Annotated in this window: 22 protein-coding genes; 7 read left to right on the top strand and 15 right to left on the bottom strand. The window is 40.2% G+C overall.

What is annotated here, in order from left to right:
• The first annotated feature begins 113 nt into the window (after positions 1-113).
• The 3 genes from ACFSR6_RS12015 to ade all read left to right on the top strand — a co-directional run bounded on the left by ACFSR6_RS12015 (position 114) and on the right by ade (position 5233).
• The gene (locus tag ACFSR6_RS12015; protein WP_379079113.1) at positions 114-1502 is read left to right on the top strand and encodes a LutB/LldF family L-lactate oxidation iron-sulfur protein; all 1389 of its coding nucleotides are present in this window, start codon (positions 114-116) and stop codon (positions 1500-1502) included.
• A gap of 28 nt (positions 1503-1530) precedes the next feature.
• A complete protein-coding gene (locus ACFSR6_RS12010; RefSeq protein WP_379079110.1) occupies positions 1531-3507 on the top strand; it encodes an alpha-ketoacid dehydrogenase subunit alpha/beta in 1977 nt (658 codons plus the stop codon).
• A gap of 88 nt (positions 3508-3595) precedes the next feature.
• On the top strand, positions 3596-5233 hold the full coding sequence (gene ade, locus ACFSR6_RS12005; protein ID WP_379079107.1) for an adenine deaminase: 1638 nt from the start codon (positions 3596-3598) through the stop codon (positions 5231-5233).
• A gap of 37 nt (positions 5234-5270) precedes the next feature.
• Here the strand turns inward: ade and ACFSR6_RS12000 are convergent, their stop codons facing one another.
• Positions 5271-5879 carry a SprT-like domain-containing protein gene (locus tag ACFSR6_RS12000; RefSeq protein ID WP_379079105.1) on the bottom strand — a complete coding sequence of 203 codons (609 nt, stop codon included), beginning with the start codon at positions 5877-5879 and terminating at the stop codon, positions 5271-5273.
• 295 nt (positions 5880-6174) lie between these two features.
• A complete protein-coding gene (locus tag ACFSR6_RS11995) occupies positions 6175-8445 on the bottom strand; it encodes a helix-turn-helix domain-containing protein (protein WP_379079102.1) in 2271 nt (756 codons plus the stop codon).
• A 441-nt stretch (positions 8446-8886) separates the two neighbouring features.
• Here ACFSR6_RS11995 and ACFSR6_RS11990 point away from each other — a divergent pair, with 441 nt between their 5' ends.
• Positions 8887-10470 (top strand): peptide chain release factor 3, encoded by a 1584-nt coding sequence (locus tag ACFSR6_RS11990; RefSeq protein ID WP_379079100.1) that lies wholly within the window; start codon positions 8887-8889, stop codon positions 10468-10470.
• Between the two features lie 39 nt (positions 10471-10509).
• On the opposite strand, the gene ACFSR6_RS11985 is transcribed toward ACFSR6_RS11990, so the two are convergent.
• A complete protein-coding gene (locus tag ACFSR6_RS11985; RefSeq protein ID WP_379079097.1) occupies positions 10510-11532 on the bottom strand; it encodes a helix-turn-helix transcriptional regulator in 1023 nt (340 codons plus the stop codon).
• Positions 11533-11836: 304 nt separating this feature from the next.
• Here ACFSR6_RS11985 and ACFSR6_RS11980 point away from each other — a divergent pair, with 304 nt between their 5' ends.
• From ACFSR6_RS11980 to ACFSR6_RS11970, 3 genes are all read left to right on the top strand, one after another.
• Positions 11837-12127, top strand: coding sequence for a hypothetical protein (locus ACFSR6_RS11980; protein WP_379079095.1), 291 nt, complete (start codon positions 11837-11839; stop codon positions 12125-12127).
• 458 nt (positions 12128-12585) lie between these two features.
• Positions 12586-13683: a slipin family protein gene (locus ACFSR6_RS11975; RefSeq protein WP_379079093.1), complete on the top strand. Its 1098-nt coding sequence runs from the start codon at positions 12586-12588 to the stop codon at positions 13681-13683.
• A gap of 61 nt (positions 13684-13744) precedes the next feature.
• Positions 13745-15169, top strand: a complete 1425-nt coding sequence (locus ACFSR6_RS11970; protein ID WP_379079090.1) for an RtcB family protein — start codon at positions 13745-13747, stop codon at positions 15167-15169.
• A gap of 226 nt (positions 15170-15395) precedes the next feature.
• On the opposite strand, the gene ACFSR6_RS11965 is transcribed toward ACFSR6_RS11970, so the two are convergent.
• From ACFSR6_RS11965 to ACFSR6_RS11910, 12 genes are all read right to left on the bottom strand, one after another.
• On the bottom strand, positions 15396-16649 hold the full coding sequence (locus tag ACFSR6_RS11965) for a pyridoxal phosphate-dependent aminotransferase (RefSeq protein ID WP_379079087.1): 1254 nt from the start codon (positions 16647-16649) through the stop codon (positions 15396-15398).
• 1 nt (position 16650) lies between these two features.
• A complete protein-coding gene (gene argH, locus ACFSR6_RS11960) occupies positions 16651-17982 on the bottom strand; it encodes an argininosuccinate lyase (protein WP_379079084.1) in 1332 nt (443 codons plus the stop codon).
• Between the two features lie 153 nt (positions 17983-18135).
• On the bottom strand, positions 18136-19203 hold the full coding sequence (locus tag ACFSR6_RS11955; RefSeq protein ID WP_379079081.1) for a M20 family metallo-hydrolase: 1068 nt from the start codon (positions 19201-19203) through the stop codon (positions 18136-18138).
• A gap of 148 nt (positions 19204-19351) precedes the next feature.
• Positions 19352-20164 (bottom strand): pyrroline-5-carboxylate reductase, encoded by an 813-nt coding sequence (gene proC / locus ACFSR6_RS11950; RefSeq protein WP_379079079.1) that lies wholly within the window; start codon positions 20162-20164, stop codon positions 19352-19354.
• Between the two features lie 354 nt (positions 20165-20518).
• On the bottom strand, positions 20519-21349 hold the full coding sequence (gene argB, locus ACFSR6_RS11945) for an acetylglutamate kinase (RefSeq protein ID WP_379079076.1): 831 nt from the start codon (positions 21347-21349) through the stop codon (positions 20519-20521).
• A gap of 112 nt (positions 21350-21461) precedes the next feature.
• The gene (locus ACFSR6_RS11940) at positions 21462-22436 is read right to left on the bottom strand and encodes a Rossmann-fold NAD(P)-binding domain-containing protein (RefSeq protein ID WP_379079074.1); all 975 of its coding nucleotides are present in this window, start codon (positions 22434-22436) and stop codon (positions 21462-21464) included.
• Between the two features lie 84 nt (positions 22437-22520).
• Positions 22521-22877 carry a four helix bundle protein gene (locus ACFSR6_RS11935; protein WP_379079072.1) on the bottom strand — a complete coding sequence of 119 codons (357 nt, stop codon included), beginning with the start codon at positions 22875-22877 and terminating at the stop codon, positions 22521-22523.
• Positions 22878-23034: 157 nt separating this feature from the next.
• On the bottom strand, positions 23035-24168 hold the full coding sequence (locus ACFSR6_RS11930) for an aspartate aminotransferase family protein (RefSeq protein ID WP_379079069.1): 1134 nt from the start codon (positions 24166-24168) through the stop codon (positions 23035-23037).
• A gap of 52 nt (positions 24169-24220) precedes the next feature.
• Positions 24221-24589 carry a four helix bundle protein gene (locus ACFSR6_RS11925; protein ID WP_379079067.1) on the bottom strand — a complete coding sequence of 123 codons (369 nt, stop codon included), beginning with the start codon at positions 24587-24589 and terminating at the stop codon, positions 24221-24223.
• A 62-nt stretch (positions 24590-24651) separates the two neighbouring features.
• Complete coding sequence (gene argC / locus ACFSR6_RS11920; protein WP_379079065.1) at positions 24652-25635, bottom strand: N-acetyl-gamma-glutamyl-phosphate reductase; 984 nt, start codon at positions 25633-25635, stop codon at positions 24652-24654.
• A gap of 2 nt (positions 25636-25637) precedes the next feature.
• Positions 25638-26033: a GNAT family N-acetyltransferase gene (locus ACFSR6_RS11915; protein WP_379079063.1), complete on the bottom strand. Its 396-nt coding sequence runs from the start codon at positions 26031-26033 to the stop codon at positions 25638-25640.
• A 67-nt stretch (positions 26034-26100) separates the two neighbouring features.
• On the bottom strand, positions 26101-26451 hold the full coding sequence (locus ACFSR6_RS11910) for a cupin domain-containing protein (protein WP_379079059.1): 351 nt from the start codon (positions 26449-26451) through the stop codon (positions 26101-26103).
• Between the last annotated feature and the right edge of the window lie 36 nt (positions 26452-26487).

Raw genomic sequence — 26487 nt, 5'->3', positions numbered from 1 at the left:
TTTTTTATGCACATTACTTTTGGTGCCTGCATAAATTCATATCTTTGATTTTTAACGAAGTAACTCCAAACTAAAAGCAGCTATTCTTCGTTACCCCTATAATAATATTGCCATTGATGAAAACTGCCGAGGAATTTTTAGAGAAGTCAGATGAGAAAGCTTTCGATTTACCGCACCGTAAAACCATAAATTATAATATTGGTAAATACAATGCAGCAGTTGAACGCGGATTATCAAAATTCGAAAACCTTGAGGCCTCTAAAAAAAAGGCTCACGTGATCAAATGGCGCGTAATGGAAAACCTCGACAAGTTTTTACCCGAGTTCGAATCGAACTTTCAGCGTCGTGGCGGTAAGGTCATTTGGGCAAACGATGCTGCAGAAGCCCAGCAGGAAATCCTCAACATTATTAAAAGAAACAATGGCAAAACCGTCATCAAATCTAAATCGATGACGACGGAGGAAATCCACCTGAACGATTTTCTGGAACAAAATAACATTGAATCGCTTGAAAGTGATTTAGGCGAATACATTGTTCAGTTATTGGGTCAGGCACCCTATCATATTGTTACCCCTGCCATGCACTTAAGTGCTACAGATATTGCTCAACTATTTCACGATAAATTTGGCACCCCATTAGATGCCACTCCGCCGCAATTGGTACAAAAAGCAAGGGAATTGCTCCGTGATAAATACCTAAAGGCCGATATCGGGATCAGTGGAGGTAATTTTTTAATTGCAGACACCGGAAGCATTGCCTTAACCGAAAATGAAGGCAATGCGCGTTTAAGTACCACCTTCCCTAAAATTCACATTGCAATAGTAGGGATTGAAAAAGTAATTCCTTCTATAAGCGATCTTGATCTCTTTTGGCCTTTACTGGCCTCGCATGGAACCGGACAGAACCTAACCGTTTACAATACCATTTTAAGCGGGCCGCGCCAACCTAACGAAACCGATGGTCCAGAAGAAATGTATGTAATCTTGCTGGATAACGGACGTACCAATTTACTGGCACAGAAAGAACAAAGACAGGGTTTATACTGCATCCGTTGCGGTGCATGTCTAAATGCCTGCCCGGTATATAAAAATATTGGCGGTCATACTTATAATACCACTTATAGTGGGCCTATCGGTTCGGTAATTACACCGCATTTTAAAGGCATGGAAGAGTTTAAACATTTAAGTTATGCTTCCAGTCTCTGCGGAAAATGCTCGGAGGTCTGCCCGGTAAAAATCGATATCCATAAAATGTTATTGCTAAACCGTAGAGATGCTGCAGCGGGCCATGAAAATGGCAAAAAGGAAGAAATTGGCTGGAGCATGTTTAACAGGATGATGCAAAAGCGCAAATGGATGGATTTCTTTGGCGGAAAATTCAAAAACTTTATGCTCAAAACCTTCTTCAAAAAGAGTTGGGGTAAATACCGCGAAATGCCAAAAGTTGCCGATAAATCTTTTGCCAAGCAGTTCGAAGAGATGAAAAAGGAACGGGAATCTTAATCAGAAACCATTAGCCAAACAACCAAATATGCATTTCAATCGAGGAGATAAAGACGACAAATTTCTATTGGATTTATACAAAAGATTGCTTTACCCCCGGATGGTTGAAGACAAAATGCTTAAACTATTACGTCAGGGCAGAATTGGTAAATGGTTTTCAGGTATTGGTCAGGAAGCCATAGCAGTTGGCAGTACTTTGGCCATGCAAAGCAATGAATATATTTTGCCTATGCACCGTAATCTGGGGGTTTTTACGTCGCGCGATATTCCGCTCAAAAAATTAATGGCGCAGTGGCAGGGCAAAGTAACGGGGTTTACCAAAGGCCGCGACCGTTCTTTTCATTTTGGCACACAAGATTATAAAATTATTGGCATGATATCTCATCTTGGTCCGCAAATGGCCCTGGCAGACGGTATTGCACTGGCCAACGTTTTGTCCAATAAACAACATGCCACCCTGGTTTACACCGGGGAAGGTGCAACCAGCGAAGGCGATTTCCACGAAGCAGTGAATGTAGCTGCCGTATGGGGTCTGCCGGTTATTTTTCTGATTGAGAATAATGGATATGGGCTTTCAACCCCAAAATCGGAGCAGTACAGGTGCAAAAATCTGGTCGACAAAGCCATTGGATATGGCATTGAAGGCCGGCAGATTGACGGCAACAACATTCTTGAAGTATATGATACCATTAATCAGCTGGCTATGGTAATCAGGAAAGACCCAAGACCTGTTTTGGTTGAGTGTATGACTTTCAGGATGCGTGGCCATGAAGAAGCATCTGGAACTAAATATGTTCCGCAAGAACTGTTTGATGAATGGGAAAAGAAAGATCCGCTTAAAAATTACGAAGCCTATTTAATTGATCAGGATATTTTAACTTCCGATGCGGTTATCGACATCAAAATTCAAATTAAAAGAGATATTGAACTGGAAGTTGAAGAAGCATTTAATGAAGCCGAACCAGAAGCACATGCCGGCCAGGAGGAAGCTGACATGTATTTTCCTTATCAACAAAAGGTTGTTCAGCCCAGCCAATCCTCAACAGAAAAAAGATATTTAGATGCCATTAGCGATGCACTCGATTTAGCCATGCAAATGTATCCCAACCTGGTTTTAATGGGCCAGGATATTGCCGATTATGGTGGAGCTTTTAAAATTACAGACGGCTTTACCGCTAAATATGGCAAAGCCAGGGTACGCAATACCCCTATTTGCGAATCGGCTATTGTAGGAGCTGGCTTAGGCCTATCTATTAATGGTTATAAGGCAGTGGTAGAGATGCAATTTGCTGATTTTGTAACTGTTGGCTTTAATCAGATTGTAAACAACCTGGCTAAAACACATTACCGTTGGGGCGAAAAAGCTGATGTAGTGGTACGCATGCCTACGGGGGCAGGAACAGGTGCCGGGCCGTTCCATTCACAGAGTAATGAAGCCTGGTTTACCAAAACCCCTGGTTTGAAAATCGTTTATCCGGCTTTTCCTGAAGATGCAAAAGGATTATTGCTGGCTGCGATCGAAGATCCAAACCCGGTGTTATATTTTGAGCACAAATACTTATATAGAAGTTTAACAAGCCCTGTTCCGGATGGTTATTACACCACAGAAATTGGCAAAGCAGTAACGCTAACAGAAGGGAATAAATTTGCCATCATTACCTACGGACTAGGTGTACACTGGGCTTTAGATTATTTGAGTGAGCATCCGGAATGCGGAGCCACAATAGTTGACCTGCGCACGCTCCAGCCATGGGATAAAGAAGCCGTAAAACTAGCTGTAAAACAAACCGGAAGGGCACTAATTTTACATGAGGACACCTTAACCAATGGTTTTGGAGCAGAAATAGCTGCATGGATAGGAGAGCATTGTTTCCGGCATTTAGATGCCCCTGTAATGCGCTGCGCAAGCTTGGATACCGCAATCCCAATGAGCAAGATATTGGAAGAAGATTTCCTGGCCAAGGCACGATTAGCAGAAACAATAGATAAATTATTAAAATATTAACTCCTATTGTCATGCTGAATTTATTTCAGCATCTCTGAGTTAAGGCCCTGGAATGAACTCTGGGTAACGATTATTAAACACAAAACAAATGAGCAAATTAAAAGTCGAAGGAAATATTATCCACATCACAGAACGAAATATTTTCTTTGGAGAAATAGCGGTAGAAGCTGGTAAAATAAAATCAATTACCAAAATTTCCGATCAGCGGGAAGGCGCTCATTTTATTTCTCCGGGCTTTATTGATAGCCATGTACACATCGAAAGCAGCATGTTAATTCCGAGTGAATTCGCAAGGCTAGCAGTTGTCCATGGAACAGTTTCTACAGTAAGCGATCCGCACGAAATTGCCAATGTTTGTGGTATGGAAGGTGTAGAGTTTATGATCGAAAATGGCAATACCGTCCCTTTTAAGTTTAATTTCGGTGCGCCAAGCTGTGTTCCGGCTACTATATTCGAAACCGCCGGTGCAGAACTCAATCATGATGATGTAAAAGCACTTTTAGAACGGCCGGAAATAAAATACCTCAGTGAAATGATGAATTTTCCGGGAGTACTGTATAAAGATGAAGAAGTTTTAAAAAAAATTGCTGCTGCCCACCAATTGGGCAAACCCGTTGATGGGCATGCTCCAGGTTTAAGAGGCGATGCGGTGCAGCAATATATCGATGCAGGTATTTCTACCGACCACGAATGTTTTACAGCAGAAGAAGCGATGGATAAACTACAGCGTGGTATGAAAATTCTTATCCGCGAGGGAAGTGCAGCTAAAAATTTTGAAGCGCTGATCGGTCTGTTGAATGACTGGCCTGAAATGATAATGTTCTGCAGCGACGATAAACATCCCGATAGTTTAGTCGAAAACCATATTAATCAGCTTTGCGCAAGGGCGGTAGAAAAAGGAACCGATATTTTCAAAATCCTCCAGGCAGCCTGTATCAATCCTGTACTCCATTATAAACTTGATGTTGGAACGTTACAACTTAACGATCCGGCAGATTTTATCGTAATAGAAGATTTAAAAAATTTCAGGGTTAAACAAACCTATATTGATGGGTTATTACTGGCTGAAAATGGCAAAACCGTGGGCGATTGGGTAAAACATATTGAAGATAAAGAATCGGTAAACCATTTCCATTGCAGCTTAAAAAGGGAAGATGATTTTGTTTATGCGTTTACACGACAGGAAGAAATCCCTGTGATTGAAGCCTTAGACGGGCAGTTAATTACGAATAGATTATCTGCTAAACCAAAAGTGTCAAATCAAAACATCATCAGCGACCCGGAAAATGACATTTTAAAAATGGTGGTGGTAAATCGTTATCACGATGCACCAGTAGCAGTATCTTTTGTTAAGAATTTCGGTTTAAAACACGGCGCCATTGCCTCAAGCGTTGCACACGACAGCCATAATATTATTGCAGTTGGCGCTGATGATAAAAGCATTTGTGAAGCCGTAAACCTGGTTATTCAGGAAACCGGAGGTGTAGTGGCCCTTGGAAATGGGAAAAAAGAAGTTTTAGCTTTACCGGTTGCAGGCTTAATGAGCAATCAGAACGGGTACAAGGTTGCAAAAAGCTACACCTCAATAGATAAATTTGCCAAAGATTTGGGTTCTACTTTACTTGCCCCGTTTATGACACTTTCTTTTATGGCTTTACTGGTGATTCCACATTTAAAGTTAAGCGATAAGGGTTTGTTTAATGGAGATGAGTTTAAGTTAATATAATGCTTTGTCAAGATTCTTCACTGCCTTCAGAATGACTTTAGTCTAGCAAGAACACTTCGGCCAAAGGATTAAACAGATATAAACGTTTATCATCCAAACACATACAACGATAACGCTTTCTAATCCTTTCTCCTTTGGTAAAACGCCTACCGTCTTTAATTTTAAAGGTGGTATTGATAGGTAGCTGCTCTAAATGCAAAGTTTCGGTTTTATTACGGTCGTACTTTTTTAAGGCTCTCGATAAATGCAGATCAGAGCAGCTTGATGCCGCAGGATTAGACATGTAATTATCAATCGCTCGATGAATATCATCAGGAAAGATATTCAGCTCAAAAAATGGGACCATCATCCGCTGAAAGTTCTTTTTCCACTCCGATCCATGCGGTTTTACTTTATTTTTAAAATCGTTCCAGGTAAGTAAATGTGCAAACTCATGTACAGTGGTAACTAAAAAAGCATAATGGTTGAGGTTAAAATTTACTGAAATCCGGTGGCCCTTGCCCTGGTAAGGGTGACGGTAATCGCCCAGTTTTGTAGAACGGGTTTTAGCAATTTTAAATTCGCACTGAAAATAATCAATCCATTTGGCAATTAGTGGTGCTGCCTCGGCAGGCATGTATTGCGCTAAAACATTAACTTTCTCCATTTAACCGCAAAGTTCGCAAAGATTTACTTAGAAAACATAATTTTATGATAGGGATTTAATAAGTATTAAAATGTGCTTTAAACTCAGCTTAATAAAGTTCTATATCATGTGATCGTCATCTCGACCGGAACGCAGTGGAGTGGAGAGATCTGTCTCGAGATAGATTTCTTGACTTCGTTGCACTCTGCCCGAAATGACGCTTCTTACTCCGAGTCATTATCGTTTAACTGTATTTTTACATTACATATCATTCATGATAATCGCATTTGGCAGAAGTGGTTTAAACTAAACAAACTTATTCCTCAGATGGGAATAAAGAGGCCAGCACGAGTTTAATCTCGCCAAAAGAATAATCTTTTCCCAGAAATTCCCTTATTGTGGCCATCGATTTTGTTTTCTGGCTTTCTACTGCATCACTGATATTTCTGATCTTATTGGCCTTTACCAGTTTGGCTACATCGAGTTGCTGCGTTGATACATAATAAGCCAGGTGCCCTTCAATGGTGCCCAGCGATAAACCCCGCTCCTTAGCAATTTCAGCTAACGTTTTGCCTTCGTTATACAATTCAAAACTTAGGAGTTTGGTATCAGGCTTCGGCTCTTTCTTTTTCTTTTCAGCTGCAGTTCTTACTTTTAATGCCATTCCTTTAAGGGTAATTGCCTTTTTCAACTGTGCTTCCCTTTCAACTACATTCAAAAGTGCATCCGTATCGGCTTTATTAAACTCTTTGCCATCAATAATCGCTTCGAGCAATGCCTTGCTTTTATGAATTTTCTTCAACTGTTCATAAATCACAATTTCCAGTTCAAGCAATTCGGTCAGGTAGGTTTTTACCTGCTTTTCTTCTTTTATGGTTTCAATTTGCGCTAAAAATTTATCCGATACCTCCTTAATTAACGGACTGAAATATTTTACTGCGGCCTGTACCCTCTTGGATACATTGAACAAAGTATGTTCGGTTTGTTGGGCAAACAGATTTTTAAGCTGGTTAATAAAAGTATCGGCCGTTGCTGTAATTTTCTGAAAATCTTTGTACAAATCCATCGTCCATTCATCATAGCGCTGTTTAGTCGATTTAGCTTCACTTTTATCAAAAGTTTGCATGTGCTCCTTAAAATAATAGCGCACCATATTCAGGTCAAAAGCCGATAGCAGGTAGGTCCTTATAAAATCATAACTCTCGGCACTGATCTGCTGGTCAAGCACTTCTGCCGGTTGTTTGGTTTTAGAAAAATAATGGATGTTTTGGTCCTGCTGCAAACCGCTATCGCGAAGGTGAGAAGTTAACACCAAACCTTTAAGTGAGCGCAGGCGCGAAAGTGCAACATAAGCTTGCCCTGGGGCAAAAGCTTCGCCTATATCAATAATGGCCTTATCAAAAGTTAAACCCTGACTTTTGTGCACCGTAATGGCCCAGGCAAGCTTAATCGGATATTGTACAAAAGAACCGGCCACGTTTTCTTTGATCTCATTCGTGGCTTCATCCAGTTTATATTTTACATTCTCCCAGGTGTAGGGCGAGATCTGGATTACGGCTTTATCTTCCGGGAGTTCGATTTCGATCACATCTTTTTCAATATGGTGCACCACCCCTATTTTGCCGTTGTAATACCGTTTTTCAGCAGTCATGTCATTCTTAATAAACATTACCTGCGCACCAACTTTTAACTCTAAACTTTTATCGTTCGGATAAGCATATTCGTTAAACTCACCCTGTATCCTGGCTTCAAAAAAATACGATTTGGTTTTTAACTGCTCGAGCCGCTCGCGGTTTATAGTATCGGCCTTATTGTTGTGTGTGGTTAACGTAATATAATTTTCATCGGCAGCAGGTTTAAAATCCTGCTTAAAGTGCTGTTTTAACAAAGCAGTATCCTCCGGGGTGATTTTATTGTTCCGTAGGTTATTTAACAGGTTGATAAAGACTGAATCATCCTGCCGGTAAATTTTGTCCAGTTCAATATAAACCGGTGCATTATCCTGCAGGGCCAGGGCATCAAAAAAATAAATACTTTTATAAAATTTGGCCATAATGCGCCACTCATCATTTTTTACCACAGGTGGTAACTGATGCAGATCGCCGATAAAAAGCAATTGTACCCCTCCGAAAGGGAGGTTTCTATTTCTCCTTACATAGCGTAAAGCAAAATCAATGGCATCGAGCATATCTGCCCTCAGCATGCTCACCTCATCAATAACCAATAGTTCGAGTTCCTGTAACATACGGCGTTTATTGCCCTGCATGTTTAAGTGCTTGACTAAAGTTCTGGGTGTATTAAAATTGAAGTTGATGTTCTCGTTCACTAAAGCGCCCGCAGCATCAGGGAAAAATGCACCGAAAGGCAACTGGAAGAGCGAATGTATAGTTACTCCTGCTGCATTAATAGCGGCGATGCCCGTAGGTGCTACAATCAGGGCTTTTTTATGTGTAAGCTGAATGAGTTTCCGTAAAAAAGTTGTTTTACCCGTTCCGGCTTTTCCGGTTAAGAAAACATGTTTCGAGGTGTAATTAACAAATTTAGCCGCAATTTCTGCGGGCATAGAAGTTTCTTCTAAAGTGGGCATCGGCAGTAAAATTTTAGTTAGCAATACACGGAGGGACGAATAAAGCTAAACATTTTAGCACAAAACTAAAGAATGATTGATGAGAAATTTTAATTTTAACCGGATAATTTTCGACAGGAGGCCTGATAAATAGCAGAAACTTGAGGAATGGCCAGGACAAATGCTAACAGAATCACAAAAGAACCAACCTAAACCTGACAGAAACGGCAGCCTCCGATTTTTCTATCGGAGCTATAGTGTATGGCAGGACTGCAATAACAATAGAACCGCTGTACCCTGCTTTTCAATATATTATATCAAATAAAACAATACAACAACCTAACAATTAATGATAAAGCTTTTTATTATCTTTGCGCCCTGATGAAACAACAATATTCAAATCTTATCGCTGTTAAATTCCTTTAACAAGGTTTCATCATCTTTTATATCCAAAATTTTATTATGCTTAACCCTGAAATAGAAAAACGTAAAACCTTTGCCATTATTAGCCACCCCGATGCGGGCAAAACCACACTGACAGAAAAATTTCTGCTTTTTGGCGGGGCCATTAACACTGCCGGTGCGGTAAAAAGGAACAAAGCGAACCAAAGCAATACTTCCGACTTTATGGAAATTGAAAAGCAACGCGGTATCTCGGTTGCAACTTCGGTAATGGGTTTCGAGTACAGTGGTAAACGCATCAATATTCTGGATACGCCCGGACACAAAGATTTCGCCGAGGATACCTACCGTACTTTATCGGCAGTGGATAGCGTAATCCTGGTAGTCGACTGTGTAAAGGGTGTGGAGGAACAGACCGAAAAACTGATGTCGGTTTGCCGCATGCGGAACACTCCGGTAATTATCTTCATCAACAAGATGGACCGTGAAGGTAAGGAGGCTTACGATTTATTGGACGAGATCGAAGAAAAACTAAATATCAGCCTTTGTCCGCTTTCATGGCCAATTGGTCAGGGACACACTTTTAAAGGGGTGTACAGCATTTACAACAAACATTTAAATTTATTTAACTCCGATAAAACCAAGGTTACCGATTCGGTTGTGGCAGCAAACGATTTAAATGATCCATCTTTATTGGATTATCTGAAAGAAAACGAAATCAAAACATTAAAAGATGATGTTGAGCTGGTTGATGGCATTTATGGTAAAATAGATAAAGACTTATATACCGATGGTTTGGTTGCACCAGTGTTTTTTGGCAGTGCTATTAATAACTTCGGGATCAAGGAACTTTTGGATACCTTTATTGAAATTGCACCGAGTCCGAAACACCGCGAGGCCGAGGAGCGTGATGTTTTGGTAGAAGAAAAAAACTTTAGCGGTTTTGTGTTTAAAATTCATGCCAACTTAGACCCTAAGCACCGCGACAGGATTGCCTTTCTAAGGATCTGTTCGGGTAAATTTGAGCGGAATAAATTCTATTATCACACCCGTCAGGATAAAAAACTAAAATTCTCCAATCCGATGGATTTTATGGCCAACGAGAAAAGTATTGTTGAAGAAGCCTGGCCGGGTGATGTGGTTGGCCTGTATGACAGTGGTAACTTTAAAATAGGCGATACCTTAACAGAAGGCGAAAAGCTGCAGTTTAAAGGAATCCCAAGTTTCTCCCCTTCCATCTTTAAAGAGGTAGAAAACATGGATCCGATGCGTACAAAACAATTGGAGAAAGGTATTGAGCAGTTAACAGACGAAGGTGTGGCACAGTTATTTGTCATGCAGCCCGGAAACAGGAAAGTAATCGGTGCAGTTGGCGAACTTCAGTTTGAGGTGATCAATTTCAGATTAGAACACGAATATGGTGCAAAATGCCGTTTCCGTACCCTGAGTTATACTCGTTCGAGCTGGGTAACTTCTTCAGACAGGAAAAAACTTGACGAATTTGTGAAGCGTAAACAACAGCACATCGGTTTCGATAAGGAAGCTAACCCGGTTTACCTGGCCGATAGCGAATATATGATCAATTTAACCAAACAGGATTATCCTGATATCGAATTTCATAAAACAAGCGAGTTTAAAAGCTAATTCCCAAACCTCGCAGATTTTTAAAGCCTGCGAGGTTTTTTATTCCTCCTTAGTTTCATATTGTTTAAAAGTCTGCTCCAAACGCTTCTTGATTTTAGAGATTAATATCCTTGGTGCCAGCACTTTTACACACTCGCCAAACCCCAGGATCTCCCTTTCCAACTCATAATTTAATACAACATCAATCCTAAAAATGGTAGTTTTTTCGTTTTTAGCCAATACTACCTGCGATGAATGTAAAGGTTTAGTCACCACATAGGGTGCATGATCGTTAGTAAACTCGAGGATAACTTTTTGGGCACGGTCGCGCTCGCTCTTGGTTACACCAATTAAATCATCGTAATAACGGTCAAAATCTACTCCCTGGTAAGCAAAAAATTCCTCGTTGGGTAGCTCCTGAAATTCAACGATCCTATCCAATGCCAGATTTAAGATCCCTGGCCGCTTTTTCGCTTTACAGATCAAAAACCATCTGTTGCGGTATTCTTTTAACAGATACGGAAAGTAAATCCCCTGTTGCGACTGCTGTGCTTTGAACGATTTATATTCAATCAGCAACGATCGTTTATTTAAAACTGCCTGATATAAAGGAGGAATACATTCCAAACCCTTAACCAGTTTATTGCTTTCCAGCTGGATATTATTACCGCTCTGTTTGGTCGATTTATAAAGGTTATTTTCCAGACGGGCAATCATATCGCTCATTTCGTCGAAGTAATTAAAGGCATTAAACTGTTTCAGCACACCAACAATTTCTTTCATTTTATCTACATCCGCATTATTGATCGGTGCTTTGGTGATACTGAAATTTGGGTCTCCGTAAGCATAAAAGCGTTTATCTTTTACAATGATCGGTGCATTATAACCAAGCTTATCACTCCGCATCAATTGAATATCGGCCTGTATGGTACGCTTACTTACTCCACTGGTTATGCCTTCCAGTTCGTAAAGGGTTTCGGCAACCTTTTCTATAATATCATCGAGCGTCCATTTACGGAAACGGTTTCTCAAACAATCGTCGATGGTTTTGTAACGGATGAGGGCTGATTTATTGATGGCCATTTTAGCGTGATTTTAAGTTTATGCCAAAAATCTGGTGATTTCTTGAAGCTAAAGATATGAAAGCGTTTTTGATCTACGCAATACAATTGCGCAGTTAACAGCAAAAAGAAATATTTTTAACAAAAAAACAAAATTTATCACACTGTATACCAATAATTTAAACAGATAACATCAAAATATTTTTTACTGCGCAAATCAGCCGCGCAGGGGTGGTAGCATCTTTGTAATGTCGCCAGTCGATAATGAAGTTCTTTGAAAAACATCAACAATAACAACCTGATTTATAGAGACAGTTTACTGTTAAATGATACGCGCTCTCCGTCGTGCTGCTGCTGATTATTTGAGGCAGCAGGAAACCCCTGTTCCCGATAGGTGGAACAGGGTAACGTATATAAATCAGATCATTTATAAAGAAATTCCGGTGAATAACCGGGATGGCAACACTACATCAAAACTGATCCCGGTTGCGGGTTTCTGTATGGCCCCAAAGTATTCGTGCAATTGCATGGAATGTACTGATCAGGATGGTGGTAGTTTGTCTAAACACGTTGTGTGTCGTGGGTTCGAATCCCACTTCCGGCCCGCGCCGGAATAACTCAGGGGTTAGAGTAACAACCAAATATGCAGGTTCGAATCCTGCTTCCAACTGTCACTTGGAATAGTTAATTGGTAAGCGTTTAGGACTCAAAATCCAAAACAAAAAGAAGGGCAACTTTTCAAACCGCCCACCAAAATAAGCGTTGTGCAACCTCATTTGGCTTTAGGATTTTTCTAAATCCAAAAAGCAAATCTGTATTTGCTCAGTAAGAATCAGTGCAGCAAGAAAAGATTTAAAAATCAAATTGGTTGAATCAAGAAGGTAAAATACGCTAGAGGTATGAAACCGATAAGACAAACCCCGTTTCATTTTTAAACAAGCTTGATAAACTTTTACTTCCGCAAAAAACAGGTAAATGTGCTTGCGCAACACTTTTAAAAAGAATAAAATAATTAATTATACTCATTAAGTCCTCCCTCTTAGGGGAAGATTTAGATGGGGCTAACATCAAAAACATGAAAAGAGTAACGATTAACACCAATTATGTTGGATTGGTGTTTAAAAAAGGAAAATTAAAAAAAGTTTTAACAGCAGGAACTTACTGGTTAGGTTTCGGTGAAAGCATGACATTATATGATATGGCTAAAGAGTACTATTACTCAGTTGCCGAATTGGATATTTTGTTGGAAAATGCAGATTTTGTGAATTTGATTCACTTAATAAGCGTTGCCGACAACGAATTGGCCTTGGTTTACCAAAACAAAAACTTCAAATCTGTTTTAACTGCCGGAAGGCATGCCATTTGGAAAGGTTTATCAGCATACAATTTTGTTAAGGTAGATATCAGCAACATTAATATTGACGAAGTAATTGATAAGAATTTATTGGAGAAAGCACCATTGTTAAACTACATCAGGGCTTATAAAGTAGAATCATTCGAAAAAGCTTTGTTATTTATTGATGGCAAATTTGAAAGGATAATGGACGCCGGAAACTATGTTTACTGGAAAAACAGCACAAGTATTCAGGTTTTGAAAACTGATATCAGGCAATTAAATATGGAGATTATCGGACAAGAAATCTTAACAAAAGATAAAGCACAATTGAGGGTAAATTTCAGCATTCAATATAAAGTTGATGACATCATCAAAGCTTTATTGGAGAACAAAGAATTCGAAAAACAATTGTACATCACCATGCAATTGGCATTAAGAGAATGTATTGGCTTAATGACGTTTGACGAATTAATGGAAAGCAAAGAAAAAGTGGCCAAAATGGTAATGTCCATTACCTTGGATAAAGTTGAAAATTTGGGCATAAAATTGACCAACTGTGGTGTTAAAGACATTGTTTTACCGGGTGATGTTAAGGAGATTATGAACCAGGTCTTAGTTGCCGAGAAAAGGGCGCAAGCCAATATCATTACGCGAAGAGAAGAAACTGCCTCGACCAGAAGTTTGTTAAATACAGCCAAATTGATGGAAGAAAATACAATGTTGTATAAGTTGAAAGAGATGGAATATGTAGAGAAAATCGCAGAAAAAATCAATACCATCAGCTTATCGGGTAGCGGCCAAATTGTAGATCAATTGAAGCAAATCTTCGTGAAATAAATTAAATTTAGAAACCCCTCGGCGAGGTGAATGTTGCCTGCCGGGGATTAATGAGAAAAAAATGAAAAACAATATAACAGGTAACAACCTGATCGAAATAGGTTATACCGAAGGAAAAATAGTAGGCTTAGCTTTAGATATTCTGAAAGAAAATTTTGCAGATACCGAAGAAAAAGAATCGCTGGCTTTATTTAAAAAAGTAAAAGATTACCCGGAAAGTTTTTTGGATGATCCGGCTTTAAATCCGTTGGCTACGGCCATGATTGAAGCAGCCAATGCGCCAAAAGATGAAACCATTGAACTGGTAAGCCATGCTAAGCCTTACGCGGTATTTGGCGCTGATTACATTGAAGAAGGCGCCCGAAACCAAATGGATATAGCCATGAAATTACCGGTTTCGGCAGCGGGGGCATTAATGCCTGATGCCCATCAAGGTTATGGTTTACCAATCGGAGGTGTATTAGCGACCAGAAATGCCATTATACCTTACGGTGTAGGTGTTGATATTGGCTGCCGTATGGCTTTGAGTATTTTCGATATCCCCGAAAAACATTATTTCGGTAAAGATGCCATGTATAAGCGGGAATTAATCGCCCACACTAAATTCGGAGCAGGCAGAGAATTTAAGGGTTTGGAAAGAGCCGATCATAAAGTTTTGGAAGATGAGGCATTTAATTCTACGCCTTTTCTTAAAAAGCTGCATGGAAAGGCCTGGTCACAATTAGGTACATCAGGCGGAGGTAACCATTTTGCAGAATGGGGAATTATCGATTTCGCAGAACGCGATGAGGTTTTAAACATCGATAAAGGCCGCTATGTGGCTTTGTTAACCCACTCGGGTTCGCGCGGTTTAGGCGCCACCATTGCGGGGCATTACACCAAACTGGCAAAAGAGATGTGTAAGCTGCCTAAAGAAGCCGCAAACCTGGCTTATTTAGATATGGATACAGCCGAAGGACAAGAATATTGGTTAGCAATGAACCTTGCCGGCGATTATGCTTCAGCTTGTCATGAGATAATCCATAAAAGGTTAACCAAAGCCATCGGGGCAAAGGTTTTGGCCAAGGTAGAAAACCACCATAACTTTGCGTGGAAAGAAATTCTTGATGGTGAAGAAGTAATGGTGCACCGAAAAGGAGCTACACCCGCAGGTAAAGGCGTAATGGGAATTATCCCGGGAAGTATGACGGCACCTGGATTTTTAGTAAGAGGAAAAGGCGAAACCAGCGCAATCAACTCGGCATCGCATGGTGCAGGCAGACAAATGAGCAGGACGAAAGCGATTCAATCGATCACCAAATCGGATATGAAAGCCATTTTAAAGGATCATAATGTTACATTAATTGGGGCTGGCTTAGATGAAGCACCAATGGCCTATAAAGACATCAACATAGTAATGGCAGCACAAACGGAACTAGTTGATGTGGTGGCTAAATTCGAGCCTAAAATGGTAAGAATGGCTGATGATGGAAGCAGGGAGGATTAGTTTTTAGTCTTAAGTCCTCAGTCTGGAGTCCGGAGCCTATACAAAATCCAATAAAAAAATCCGTCATCTCGACCGAAACGCAGTGTAGCGGAGAGATCTATCTCGAGATTTAGCTTCACTAACCTGCGGGTTCTCAACTGCGTTTTACCTTGGTCGACATGACGATCAAAACAAAACCCCTCTTCAAAATAATTGAAGAGGGGTTTATATGTTATAAATGAAATACCTATTTCAACTTACTTAAGGCTATTTTAATTCTTGGTAACATATCTTTAATGTCCTGTAGGGTACAAGCCCCCACCGATGCCCTAAACCATGGCATGCTATCTTCATTTCCAAAGGCTGAGAAAGGTACCAATGCTGCTCCGGCTTCTTTGATCAGGTAGAAGTTTACATCTGCACTGTCTTTTAAAACCTGACCATCTTCGGTTGTTTTACCGATATAGTCAATTTTAATGGTCAGGTAAATGGCTCCCATTGGTTCTACCGCATCTACATTAAAGCCTTCGGCCTTTAAAGCATTAAAACCATCGTAAAGCGCGTTTAAGCTGTCTTGTACCTGAGCCTTAAAGCTGGTTAAAAAAGTATCAACCTGTGCTTTATCGTTAAAATAGTTAGACATGGCAACCTGCTCGGCTTTTGGAGCCCAGGCACCCATGTGGCCAACCAATGCTTTCATTCTGTTAATGATATCTTCCGGACCGAAACCCCATCCAACACGTACACCGGTTGCAGCCAGACATTTAGAGCTGCCATCTACAAAAATAGTAAACGGCCTCATCTCCGGCCTTAAAGAAACTGGATTTACATGCTTTTTACCAAAAGTCAAAAGCGAATAAATCTGATCATACATCATGTACAATGGCTTTTCATCTGCACCGCGTGAAGCATTTTCTTCCAAAACAGCATCACAGATCTCAGCCAGCGAATCTGCATCGAACATGGTTCCGGTTGGATTTAATGGCGAACATAAAGCCAATAACGTTGCGCCTTTTAAATGCGGTTTCAATTGCGCAGCTGTTGGCATAAAATTATGGGCTGCATCGGTTTCTACGGCAATGGTTTTAGCCGAAGTTAAATGAGAATAGTGGTTGTTGTTCCAAGATGGTGCAGGGAAAACCACGGTATCGCCAGGATCGATTAAAGCCAGATAGGTAGCATAAATCAACGGACGGGAACCACCGGAAACCAAAATACTGTTAGTATTATATTCAAGGCCAAATCTATCTTTCAATAGTTCCGAAACTGTTTCGCGCAATGGCAAAACCCCATCAGCTGGCGGGTAATTGGTTTGATTGGCATTATAGGCTTCCACAATACCTGCTTTTAACTCAGCTGGTATAGGGTAGATATTCGAATCGAAATCGCCAATGGTTAAGTTGGCAATCGATGCGCCCTTGCGCTTCATCTCGTTAACTTCGTTACCAATTTTTATAATTTCTGAACCAATTAATGAATTGGCTATTACTGAAACTTTCATATTATGCTATTAAATCTGCTATCGCTTTATTCACTTTTTCAAAACCAAACTGCGCCAATACAGCGTTCATTGCAGCAGTTATCTGCTCGTTACAAAGGTTACCGATACTGCCTTCGTGGGTATGGTGTATTTGGTTCGATGGTGCAAAAGTACCATTTTCAATCTGCTCGCCAACTATTTTATACGCTTCTCTAAACGGTACCCCCTGCAGGGCAAGTTCATTAACCACCTCAACACTGAACAGGTAATCGTATTTTTTATCCTTTAAAATATCGTCCTTTATGGTAATATTCTGGAACATAAAAGTGGCGATTTCCAGGCATTCATTTAGCGAAGCAATGGCTGGGAAAAGATTTTCCTTTAACAACTGCAAATCGCGGTGATAACCTGAAGGTAAATTGGTAATCATCATGGCAATTTCGTTCGGCAAAGCCTGAATTTTATTGCAACGCGAACGGATCAGTTCGAAAACATCAGGGTTCTTTTTATGTGGCATAATGCTCGAACCTGTAGTCAGCTCTGCCGGAAAACTGATAAATCCGAAATTCTGGTTAATGAACAAACAAACATCCATCGCCATTTTAGCCAGCGTTGCAGCTACCGCACTCATGGCCTGCGCCAAAATTCTTTCGGTTTTGCCACGGCCCATCTGCGCATAAACCACGTTATAGTTTAAGCTTTCAAAACCCAGTAATTTGGTTGTTAAAGTCCTGTTTAAAGGAAATGACGAGCCATAACCTGCTGCAGAGCCTAATGGGTTTTTATTGGTGATTTTCCAGGCGGCCAGCATCAGTTCCATATCATCGGCAAGGCTTTCGGCATAAGCACCAAACCACAAACCAAAAGATGAAGGCATAGCAATCTGTAAATGTGTATAACCTGGCAATAGTTTATCTTTATGGGTATTGCTCAGCGCTATTAACTGGTTAAACAATGTAGAAGTCTGGTTAACCATATCTTCGATGCAGGCACGGAAAAACAGCTTTAAATCGACCAAAACCTGGTCATTACGCGAGCGGCCACTATGAATTTTTTTGCCAGCTTCGCCAATGCGCTGTGTAAGCAGCCACTCCACCTGCGAGTGTACATCTTCTACACTGTCTTCGATGGTAAAATTACCGGCTTCAATTTCAGCGTAAATATTTTTAAGTTCCTGTTGAATGGTTTTCAATTCTTCAGCCGTTAGCAAATTAATGGTTTCCAACATTTCGGTGTGGGCCAGTGAACCCAGCACGTCAAATTTTGCCATTTGCAGATCGAGTTCACGGTCTTTACCTACCGTAAAATTTTCTACAAACTGATTTACATCAATATTTTTTTGCCAAATCTTCATTTTAATTTTATTTAACCGCAAAGGGCGCAAGGCTTTTCGCAAAGCGCACTAAGCTATACTATTTTTACCACAAAGTTCGCTGGGTTTTTCACAGAGAACACAAAGCATTCAAATATTTAAGTTAGGCCTCCAAGCCTCGTGCCCTAAAGCTCTTTAACCCTGTACAACCGGTTTCAACATGTTAATGTACCCTTCAACTCCTTCTGCAACCTCCCGTACATACAAAAATTCATCAGCCATGTGCGAGCGGCCTGAAAAACCTGGCCCAACTTTTACCGATGGGATATCTAATAAAGCCTGATCTGACGTAGTTGGCGAACCGTAAGTGGTTCGGCCCAGTGCTATCCCCGCCTGCACAACCGGATGGTTTTTATCGATAGACGAAGGTTTTAAACGGATAGAGCGTGGGGTAACATCACAATCTACGTTTGCACGGATAATTTCCAATACTTCTTCATTGGTATAGGCATCTGTTACACGCACATCAACCGTGAAGGTACAATTTGCCGGAACAACATTGTGTTGTGAACCTGCATTAATAATGGTAACCGTCATTTTTAATGGTCCGAAAACCTCAGATACTTTCGGAAACTGGTAATTTCTGAACCATTCAATATCTTTTAATGCCTTGTAAATGGCATTCTCGCCTTCTTCTCGGGCAGCATGACCGGCTTTTCCGTGCGATACACAATCCAATACCAGCAGGCCACGCTCAGCAATGGCGAGGTTCATTTCTGTCGGTTCGCCTACAATACCAAATTCAAGCTCACCTAAATCAGGCAATACCAGCTCTAAGCCATTGTTGCCAGAAATTTCTTCCTCGGCTGTAGCTGCCAAACAGATATTATATTTTAAATTTTCCTGTTCGTAATAATATAAAAATGTACCAATAAGTGAAACCAAACATCCACCGGCATCATTACTGCCTAAACCAAATAATTTATCGCCTTCAATTGCCGCATCGTAAGGATCGCGCGTATAACCAGAATTCGGTTTAACCGTATCGTGATGGGAGTTTAACAATAAAGTTGGCTTATTGGCATCAAAATGCTTGTTGTAGGCCCAAACGTTATTCATTTTTCGCTGGGTTTTGATCCCCCTCTCCTCCAGAAACTGAGCAATTAAATTCGCAGTTCTGTCTTCTTCTTTACTAAAAGACTGGATGCGGATTAACTGTCGCAATAAATCCAGGCTTTCTTTTTGTATATTTTCTAATGACATAGTATCAAGTACTCTTTATCCCGTATCCAGTATCCAGTATTAAGTATCAAGGATGGTTAATCCTGATACTTAATACTCGACACCAATTTATTTTGTTGTAAAAGTATCAAGACATTGCACCCTGCTTTTAGCATTGGTCTTTAAGCTTTTAGCCCTCCTTGGTGTATAAATTTCCGGCTTTTAAGGCCGAAAGTTTAATACCTTTTATCAGCGATGAGCTAAAACCATTGTGTTCCATTTCATTTAAGCCGGCAATGGTGCAACCTTTCGGCGAAGTTACCTTATCTATTTCAGTTTCGGGGTGTGTTGCGTTCAATAAAAGTAAATCGGCTGCTCCTTTAGCGGTTTGTACTGCCATTTTCAATGCTTCATCGGCATGAAAACCAATTTCTACTCCGCCTTGAGATGCTGCCCTGATTGCCCTTAAAAAGAATGCTATGCCACAGGCACAAAGTGCCGTGGCCGATGTCATTAAATCTTCGTTTATTTTAACCACCGAGCCAACGGTTTCAAACATCCTGGTTACCTCTTCAATGTTTTCTGCTGAGGCATTATCGCTGGCCATACAGGTCATAGACTGGCCGATAGCGATGGCCGTATTTGGCATTACGCGGATCACTTCAACATCATCTCCCAGCTTCGCTCTAACGGCCGCACAACTTACTCCTGAAATAACCGAAATAACCAGGTGTTTTGCGGGCACAATCGAAGCCTGTATTTCATCTAAAACCAGATTTAATTGTTGCGGCAAAACGGCTAAAATCACAACATCAGCGGCTTCAACAGCTTGTTTATTATGATTACTTACCTTAAAGCCCGCCTCGGCATACGACTTTAAATGATTAATATTTCTACGGGTTAACGTAATATCGGCAGCTTGGGCAAAATCGGCTTTCACCAAACCTTTTGCTAAAGATAAACCAATATTTCCGCTACCAATTATGGCTATTTTTTTTGACATGATATTAATTTTTCCTGAGGGTTAATTACACAGTTTTATTTTTCTTCTTTCGGGTTTTGAAAAGCAATTTCAGTAATTCTAATGGTATTTCAGTCCTGCTATCCACTTCAATCTTTTTAACTTCTGCCTTTTCATCCATTCATCGTCATTGCGAGGAGGAACGATGCAGCAATCTTTCTCGTTTTGAATACAAAAAGTATTTTCGTTTCTATCAGGTTTAGTTTGCAAAAGCAGTGATTATCGGTTTCTTTTCCCCTCTAAAAGTCTATAAAATCTACATCAGAAAGCCAGCACACTAAAGAATTACAAATGCAAATCGGTGTCCTTGCATCTTCAACCTTCCTGCCATCTACCTTACTTCAGCATCTTTGTTCCAAAAGTACCATCTGCAAGTTCGGCCAGTTCATCAGCCTTACCGATATAAACGGCAGAAACACCTTTTTTAATTGCCTCGAAAGCGTTGAGCAGTTTAGGGATCATTCCTCCCTGTACCGTTCCATCTGCTTTTAAGCCTTCAAACTCACCTGCTTTAATTTCCCTCACTACCGAAGCATCGTCACTAACATCCTTTAATACACCCTTTTTCTCGAAGCAATATACCAAACGTGTCTCATATAAAGATGACATGGCCACTGCAACAGAAGAGGCAATGGTATCGGCATTGGTATTGAGCAACTGTGAATTTCCATCATGGGTAATGGCACATAATACCGGAACCAGGCCAGCATTCAGCAAATTATGTAAAGTAGCCGATGACACCGAATTTTCGTCAAGATCGCCAACATAACCATAATCGATTACTGAACCGGCTAAAGGTCCGGGCTCATTACCGTAGGTTACAGCCTTTACCGGCCGCTTTGTTGCTTTGATCACATTTCCATCTGCGCCGCTCAAACCAATCGCATTGCTGCCTTTAGCCTGTAACTGCGCTACCATGTTTTTATTGATTAAGCCAGCATAAACCATCGTCACGATCCGTAAGGTTTCGATATCGGTAATCCGTCTGCCTTCAACCATTTTGGCCTCAATACCTAACGATTCGCTCAGTTCGGTTGCAATTTTACCTCCGCCATGAACCAAAATTTTATCTCCGGGCAAAGCTGTAAAATCCAATAAAAACTGATGCAGGTTTTCTGAATTATCGATTACATTTCCACCGATTTTTATGATAGTGAGTTGTTTCATATTGCTAGCATGTCCGTCATCGCGAGGCACAAAACAATCTTACAATTGTGGGTGGGTATTTTCTACCGCATTAAGATTACTTCGTACCCGTCGCAATGACGAGTTTCTTTTTTTATTTCAATTGTTCCAACATCGCTTTAATTACCGCCTGTGCAGCCCACAAACGGTTACCTGCCTCGTGGATCACCAACGAGTTCGGTCCGTCTAAAATTTCAGATGATAATTCTAAATCACGACGTACCGGTAAACAGTGCATTACTTTAGCATCATTGGTAAATTTCAACTTCTCGTTGTTCATCATCCAGCCATCAGGATAGGTTAATACTTTACCGTATTCTTTATAACTGCTCCAGTTTTTCACATACACATAATCTGCTCCCGATAAGGCTTCCTCTAAATTATACTGGATGTTTGCTCCGGAAGTAAAATCATCAGAAAGTTCGTAACCTTCTGGTTGGGCAATCGTAAAATCGATCATGCCTTCTTCCTGTGCTTTACACATCCACTCGGCAAAAGAATTTGGTACTGCCTGTGGCAATGCCTTTACGTGCGGTGCCCAGGCCAGAACTACCTTTGGTTTACGTCCGTCAGGCTTCTTTGTCCAGGTTTCATGAATGGTAATGATATCGGCAAAACTTTGTAATGGGTGGCGTGTTGCACTCTCTAAACTCACCACAGGCACCGCGCAGTATTTAACAAATTTATTAAAGAAATCTTCGCTGTAATCCTCCTCCCGGTTGTTTAGCTTCGGGAAAGAACGTAACCCCAAAATATCGCAGTATTGGCCCATTACAGCTGCAGCTTCGCGGATGTGTTCAACTGTTGTACCGTTCATTACCACACCATCCTGTGTTTCTAAAGCCCAGCCCTCTTTATCCATATTCATTACCATTACATTCATGCCCAGGTTTAAGGCTGCCTTTTGCGTACTTAACCGGGTACGTAAGCTCGGGTTCATAAAAACCAGACCCAAAGTCTTGTTTTTACCTAAATCCTGGTATGCAAAAGGATTTTCCTTTAATGCAAGCGCATCATTTACAAACTGTTTGATGCTTGGAACATCGTGTACGGAGGTGAAAAGTTTCATTTTTTAAAGCTTAAAGCTTAAAGCTTAAAGACTAAAGCCCCTGCAAAGTTTTAAACAGGCTGCATCATCTAAACCCTAAACAATTTATCGTCTTAACCGTTTCAGCAAGCCTATAAGCATTGCCTTAACTTCATTTATTTTATTATTTATTTCCAGATACTTGTCTTCGTTTAAGTACCTCAAATCGTTAGCAAGTAAACAGGCATATTCAACTTCATGACAAGATCCTAGTGCTATATCTAAAAACCGTGCAAAATCTTGTTCCGAGTTCCGACCTGCTCCCTCAACAATATTTAGCGGCACCGAGTAAGCTGCTCGCTTAACCTGACTATATAAATCATATTTTTCAGATGCTGGAAACATTGGTAGTATATCTGAATAAACAAATAACACCATTAAATGTGACTTTTTCCAAACATCCAGTTTTTGGTAGTCTCTCATTTTTATTTAGCTTAAATTTAAATTAGAAAGACCAAAGCCTTTCTATTCGAAAATAGGGATACTACTAATCTAGTTTTTATTTATTATAAACCAGAGCAAAAAACATAAATACTAAAGTACACTACTTGTCAGTTATTCATGCTTTCAGCTTTAGTCTTTAAGCTTTAAGCGCGCGACCAAATGCCTCCAAAAACTCATCAGCATGTGCTTTCGTCAAATTTAATGCAGGCAATAAACGGATTACATTTGGTTTTGCTTCTCCGGTAAAAATATGGTGCGTAAACAGTAGCTCTTTTTTAACATGTGCCAGTTCAGAAGGCAATTCAATTCCGATCATTAATCCACGACCGCGCACTTCTACTACCTGCTCAAATTTTTTAAGTTCTGCAATCAGGTAATTACCTACTTCTTCAGCATTTTTAATAAGGTTATCTTTTTCTATCACTTCCAAAACCGCTAAAGCCGCAGCACATGCCAGGTGGTTACCCCCGAAAGTGGTGCCTAACTCGCCATGCCAAGGTTTAAATTTAGGCGCAATAGAAATCCCGGCCACGGGAAATCCATTACCCATTCCTTTTGCCATGGTATATATATCTGCTTCTACGCCAGCATAATCATGCGAATAGAACGAGCCTGTGCGTCCGTAGCCGCATTGCACGCTATCTGCAATGTAAACGGCATTATATTCGTCACAAAGCGCACGGATCTTTTGTAAGAAACTTTTTGAAGCCTCTTTAATGCCACCAACACCTTGTATACCTTCCATAATTACTGCCGAAATATCATTGCCCTGTGCCTTAAAAGTTTCCTCTAAAGCAATTTCATTATTAAAAGGCAAAAAGATTACATTTTCGGTCTGGTTAACAGGAGCTACGATTTTAGGGTTATCGGTTACAGCCACGGCTAAGGAGGTACGTCCGTGGAAAGCACCGGTAAAAGCGATTACTTTTTTTCTTCCATTATAGAAAGAGGCCAGTTTTAAGGCATTTTCGTTTGCTTCGGCACCAGAGTTACATAAAAAAAGTTGAAAATCTTTTTTGCCAGAAACTTCTCCCAATTTTTCGGCAAGCTGAACCTGTAAAGGAATCTTCACCGAATTGGAATAAAAACCAACCTTGTTTAGCTGATTGGTTAAACGGCTTACATAATGCGGATGGGTATGACCTATTGAAATCACAGCATGTCCGCCATATAAATCCAAATATTGTTGTTCGTTAGCATCCCAAACATTGCTGCCTGCTGCTTTGGTTATTTCTATATCGTTAAGTGGGTAAACGTCGAATAAGTTCATTTTTTAATAAGGTTTGAAGGTTGAGGGTTTGAAGGTTGAAGGTTTATGTAGCCTAACCTTTTCCACTGCCTCTCAAAAATTTAATAAATGCGATTAACATCGCTTTAATTTCATTAATACTTTTATTTACAGTCTCGTAAGCTTCTAAATTGATATAACGTAAATCGCGGATGAGAATAAAAGCATATTCTACTTCTTTTGTAGAACCAAGTGCATTATCAAGATAGTGGACAAAATCTTTATCTGTATTCTTGCCGCTTCCTTCTACAATATTCAAAGGAATTGAATAGGTGGCCCGCCGAATTTGTTGGGTTAAAGCAAATTTTTCTTCAATAGGCATGACAGATAAGATTTCCTTATAAACCTGTAAAGTAAACAAGTGAGCCTTTTTCCAAACATCTAGTTTTTGATAATCTCTCATATATTTTAAAATTTTCAGATCTGAATCCAGACCTTTTTACCTTCAACCTTCCAGCCTTCAGCCTAGAAATTAGCTGCCTTCAATCTAAGCCCCGCGGTTTCCTCCAGACCGAACATTAAGTTCATGTTCTGAACTGCTTGTCCGCTGGCCCCCTTTAAAAGGTTATCGATAATGCTGATGATAAATAATTTACGGCCATGTTTTTCTATATGAATTAATGCTTTATTGGTATTTACCACCTGTTTTAAATCTATGTTTTTCTGACTAACATGCGTAAAAGGATGGGCACTATAATATTCTTCGTAAATATCTTGTGCTTCTTCCAAGGTTAAATCCGTTTCCAGGTACATTGCGGCCAAAATTCCCCGGGTAAAAGCTCCCCGCTGTGGCACAAAGTTTAACACCTCCGAAAGTGAAGGCTGCAACTGCAATAAGCTTTCACTAATTTCGTTCAGGTGCTGATGCTGAAATGCCTTATAGATAGAAAGATTGTTGTTCCTCCAGCTGAAGTGCGAGGTGGCAGCCAAGCTTTGTCCGGCACCAGTTGAACCGGTAGTTGCATTGATGTGAACTTCTTTCCGGATCAGTCCCTTTTCAGCCAAAGGCAATAACCCTAACTGGATACAAGTTGCGAAACAACCAGGATTAGCAATATTTTTAGCCGTTTTAATTTTATTGCGGTTCAGTTCAGGCAATCCGTAAACAAATTCACGGTTTTCGAATGTCGACTTCTGATGCAGCCTAAAATCCTGTGATAAATCGATAATTTTAATATTTTCGTTGATCGGGTTTACGGTTAAAAATTTTCTCGCATCGCCATGGCCAACGCATAAAAACAATACATCAATATCCTGCTGAATGCTGCTTACAAATTTTAAATCTGTATCGCCGATCAAATCAGTATGCACATCAGAAATCAGGTTTCCGGCATTACTGGTGCTGTTTACGAAAGCAATTTCAACATTTGGGTGATTAACAAGGATGCGTAACATTTCGCCTCCTGTGTAACCTGCACCACCAATTATGCCTGCTTTAATTTTATTCATCTCTATGAGTTTAGTGCTATTTTATAAAGAAAAAAATCTTCCTCATTTTGCTGCTTTACAAAACCGATACCTTCGTACAGCTGCTGTGCAGTAAAATTGTCGACAGCGGTTTCCAATTGTACAAATGTAGATCTCTTGGCTCTGGCAAAATCAAGGGTGGTTTTAATCAATTCGCTGCCGATCCCCTGTTTGCGGTAATCTTCAAGAACATATAAATCGTTCAGTATCCAGTTTTTATTCAGCCTTAACGATGAGTACTTAGGATATAACTGGGCAAAACCCACTGCTTGCTCCGTATCCTGATCTATGGCTAAAAATATAATGGATTCGTTATGCTGTAAACGTTCATCGATGAAAGCTTTAGCCATTCCGATATCTGAAAACTGGTTGTAAAACATGCGATATTGGTTAAACAGACCGATCACAAGATGAGCCTCATTTAATCCTATTTGTTTTATCGCTATATTATTCACAATCCGTTCTGTCGTTTTGGGTTGATGGATAAGAGAAAAGAATAAATTCCAAATCACCAACGCCGTCATTCATAATTTTATGTTTATCGCCAGCTTTAATCTGTAAACCTTCGTTGGCCTCAACCATGAACTTTTCTCCTTCAATTAAAAAGGTTGCCTGCCCCTTCAAGATGAAGAAAAACTGCTCTGCATAGGTATGAAAATGTAATTTCTCGGCAGTTTGAGATGGCATTAACTCCTGTTTAATGGCCGCATCAGGCTTGCTCACAAAATTCCATCCATCACAGTTATCACCCCATTTATAATGGTTTAAACAACTTTCTTTTGACAGGATTTTATTCATTTTAGTATTAAGAATCAAGTATCAAGATTACGCCTT

The sequence above is a fragment of the Pedobacter vanadiisoli genome (genome assembly GCF_042684385.1).
Classification (GTDB): Bacteria; Bacteroidota; Bacteroidia; order Sphingobacteriales; family Sphingobacteriaceae; genus Pedobacter; species Pedobacter vanadiisoli.
This window is presented reverse-complemented; position numbering and strand designations above follow the sequence as displayed.

Bases quoted from the DNA above. Each gene is read 5' to 3' on its own strand.
- ACFSR6_RS11940 (WP_379079074.1), bottom strand. From the start codon at position 22,436: ATGAAACTTTTCACCTCCGTACACGATGTTCCAAGCATCAAACAGTTT.
- ACFSR6_RS11975 (WP_379079093.1), top strand. From the start codon at position 12,586: ATGAAAAGAGTAACGATTAACACCAATTATGTTGGATTGGTGTTTAAA.
- ACFSR6_RS11930 (WP_379079069.1), bottom strand. From the start codon at position 24,168: ATGAACTTATTCGACGTTTACCCACTTAACGATATAGAAATAACCAAA.
- argC (WP_379079065.1), bottom strand. From the start codon at position 25,635: ATGAATAAAATTAAAGCAGGCATAATTGGTGGTGCAGGTTACACAGGA.
- ACFSR6_RS11990 (WP_379079100.1), top strand. From the start codon at position 8,887: ATGCTTAACCCTGAAATAGAAAAACGTAAAACCTTTGCCATTATTAGC.
- ACFSR6_RS11925 (WP_379079067.1), bottom strand. From the start codon at position 24,589: ATGAGAGATTATCAAAAACTAGATGTTTGGAAAAAGGCTCACTTGTTT.
- ACFSR6_RS11970 (WP_379079090.1), top strand. From the start codon at position 13,745: ATGAAAAACAATATAACAGGTAACAACCTGATCGAAATAGGTTATACC.
- ACFSR6_RS12000 (WP_379079105.1), bottom strand. From the start codon at position 5,879: ATGGAGAAAGTTAATGTTTTAGCGCAATACATGCCTGCCGAGGCAGCA.
- ACFSR6_RS11995 (WP_379079102.1), bottom strand. From the start codon at position 8,445: ATGCCCACTTTAGAAGAAACTTCTATGCCCGCAGAAATTGCGGCTAAA.
- ACFSR6_RS11915 (WP_379079063.1), bottom strand. From the start codon at position 26,033: ATGTTTTACAACCAGTTTTCAGATATCGGAATGGCTAAAGCTTTCATC.
- argB (WP_379079076.1), bottom strand. From the start codon at position 21,349: ATGAAACAACTCACTATCATAAAAATCGGTGGAAATGTAATCGATAAT.
- ACFSR6_RS11955 (WP_379079081.1), bottom strand. From the start codon at position 19,203: ATGTCATTAGAAAATATACAAAAAGAAAGCCTGGATTTATTGCGACAG.
- ade (WP_379079107.1), top strand. From the start codon at position 3,596: ATGAGCAAATTAAAAGTCGAAGGAAATATTATCCACATCACAGAACGA.
- ACFSR6_RS11985 (WP_379079097.1), bottom strand. From the start codon at position 11,532: ATGGCCATCAATAAATCAGCCCTCATCCGTTACAAAACCATCGACGAT.
- ACFSR6_RS11965 (WP_379079087.1), bottom strand. From the start codon at position 16,649: ATGAAAGTTTCAGTAATAGCCAATTCATTAATTGGTTCAGAAATTATA.
- ACFSR6_RS12010 (WP_379079110.1), top strand. From the start codon at position 1,531: ATGCATTTCAATCGAGGAGATAAAGACGACAAATTTCTATTGGATTTA.
- ACFSR6_RS11935 (WP_379079072.1), bottom strand. From the start codon at position 22,877: ATGAGAGACTACCAAAAACTGGATGTTTGGAAAAAGTCACATTTAATG.
- ACFSR6_RS11980 (WP_379079095.1), top strand. From the start codon at position 11,837: ATGATACGCGCTCTCCGTCGTGCTGCTGCTGATTATTTGAGGCAGCAG.
- ACFSR6_RS11910 (WP_379079059.1), bottom strand. From the start codon at position 26,451: ATGAATAAAATCCTGTCAAAAGAAAGTTGTTTAAACCATTATAAATGG.
- argH (WP_379079084.1), bottom strand. From the start codon at position 17,982: ATGAAGATTTGGCAAAAAAATATTGATGTAAATCAGTTTGTAGAAAAT.
- proC (WP_379079079.1), bottom strand. From the start codon at position 20,164: ATGTCAAAAAAAATAGCCATAATTGGTAGCGGAAATATTGGTTTATCT.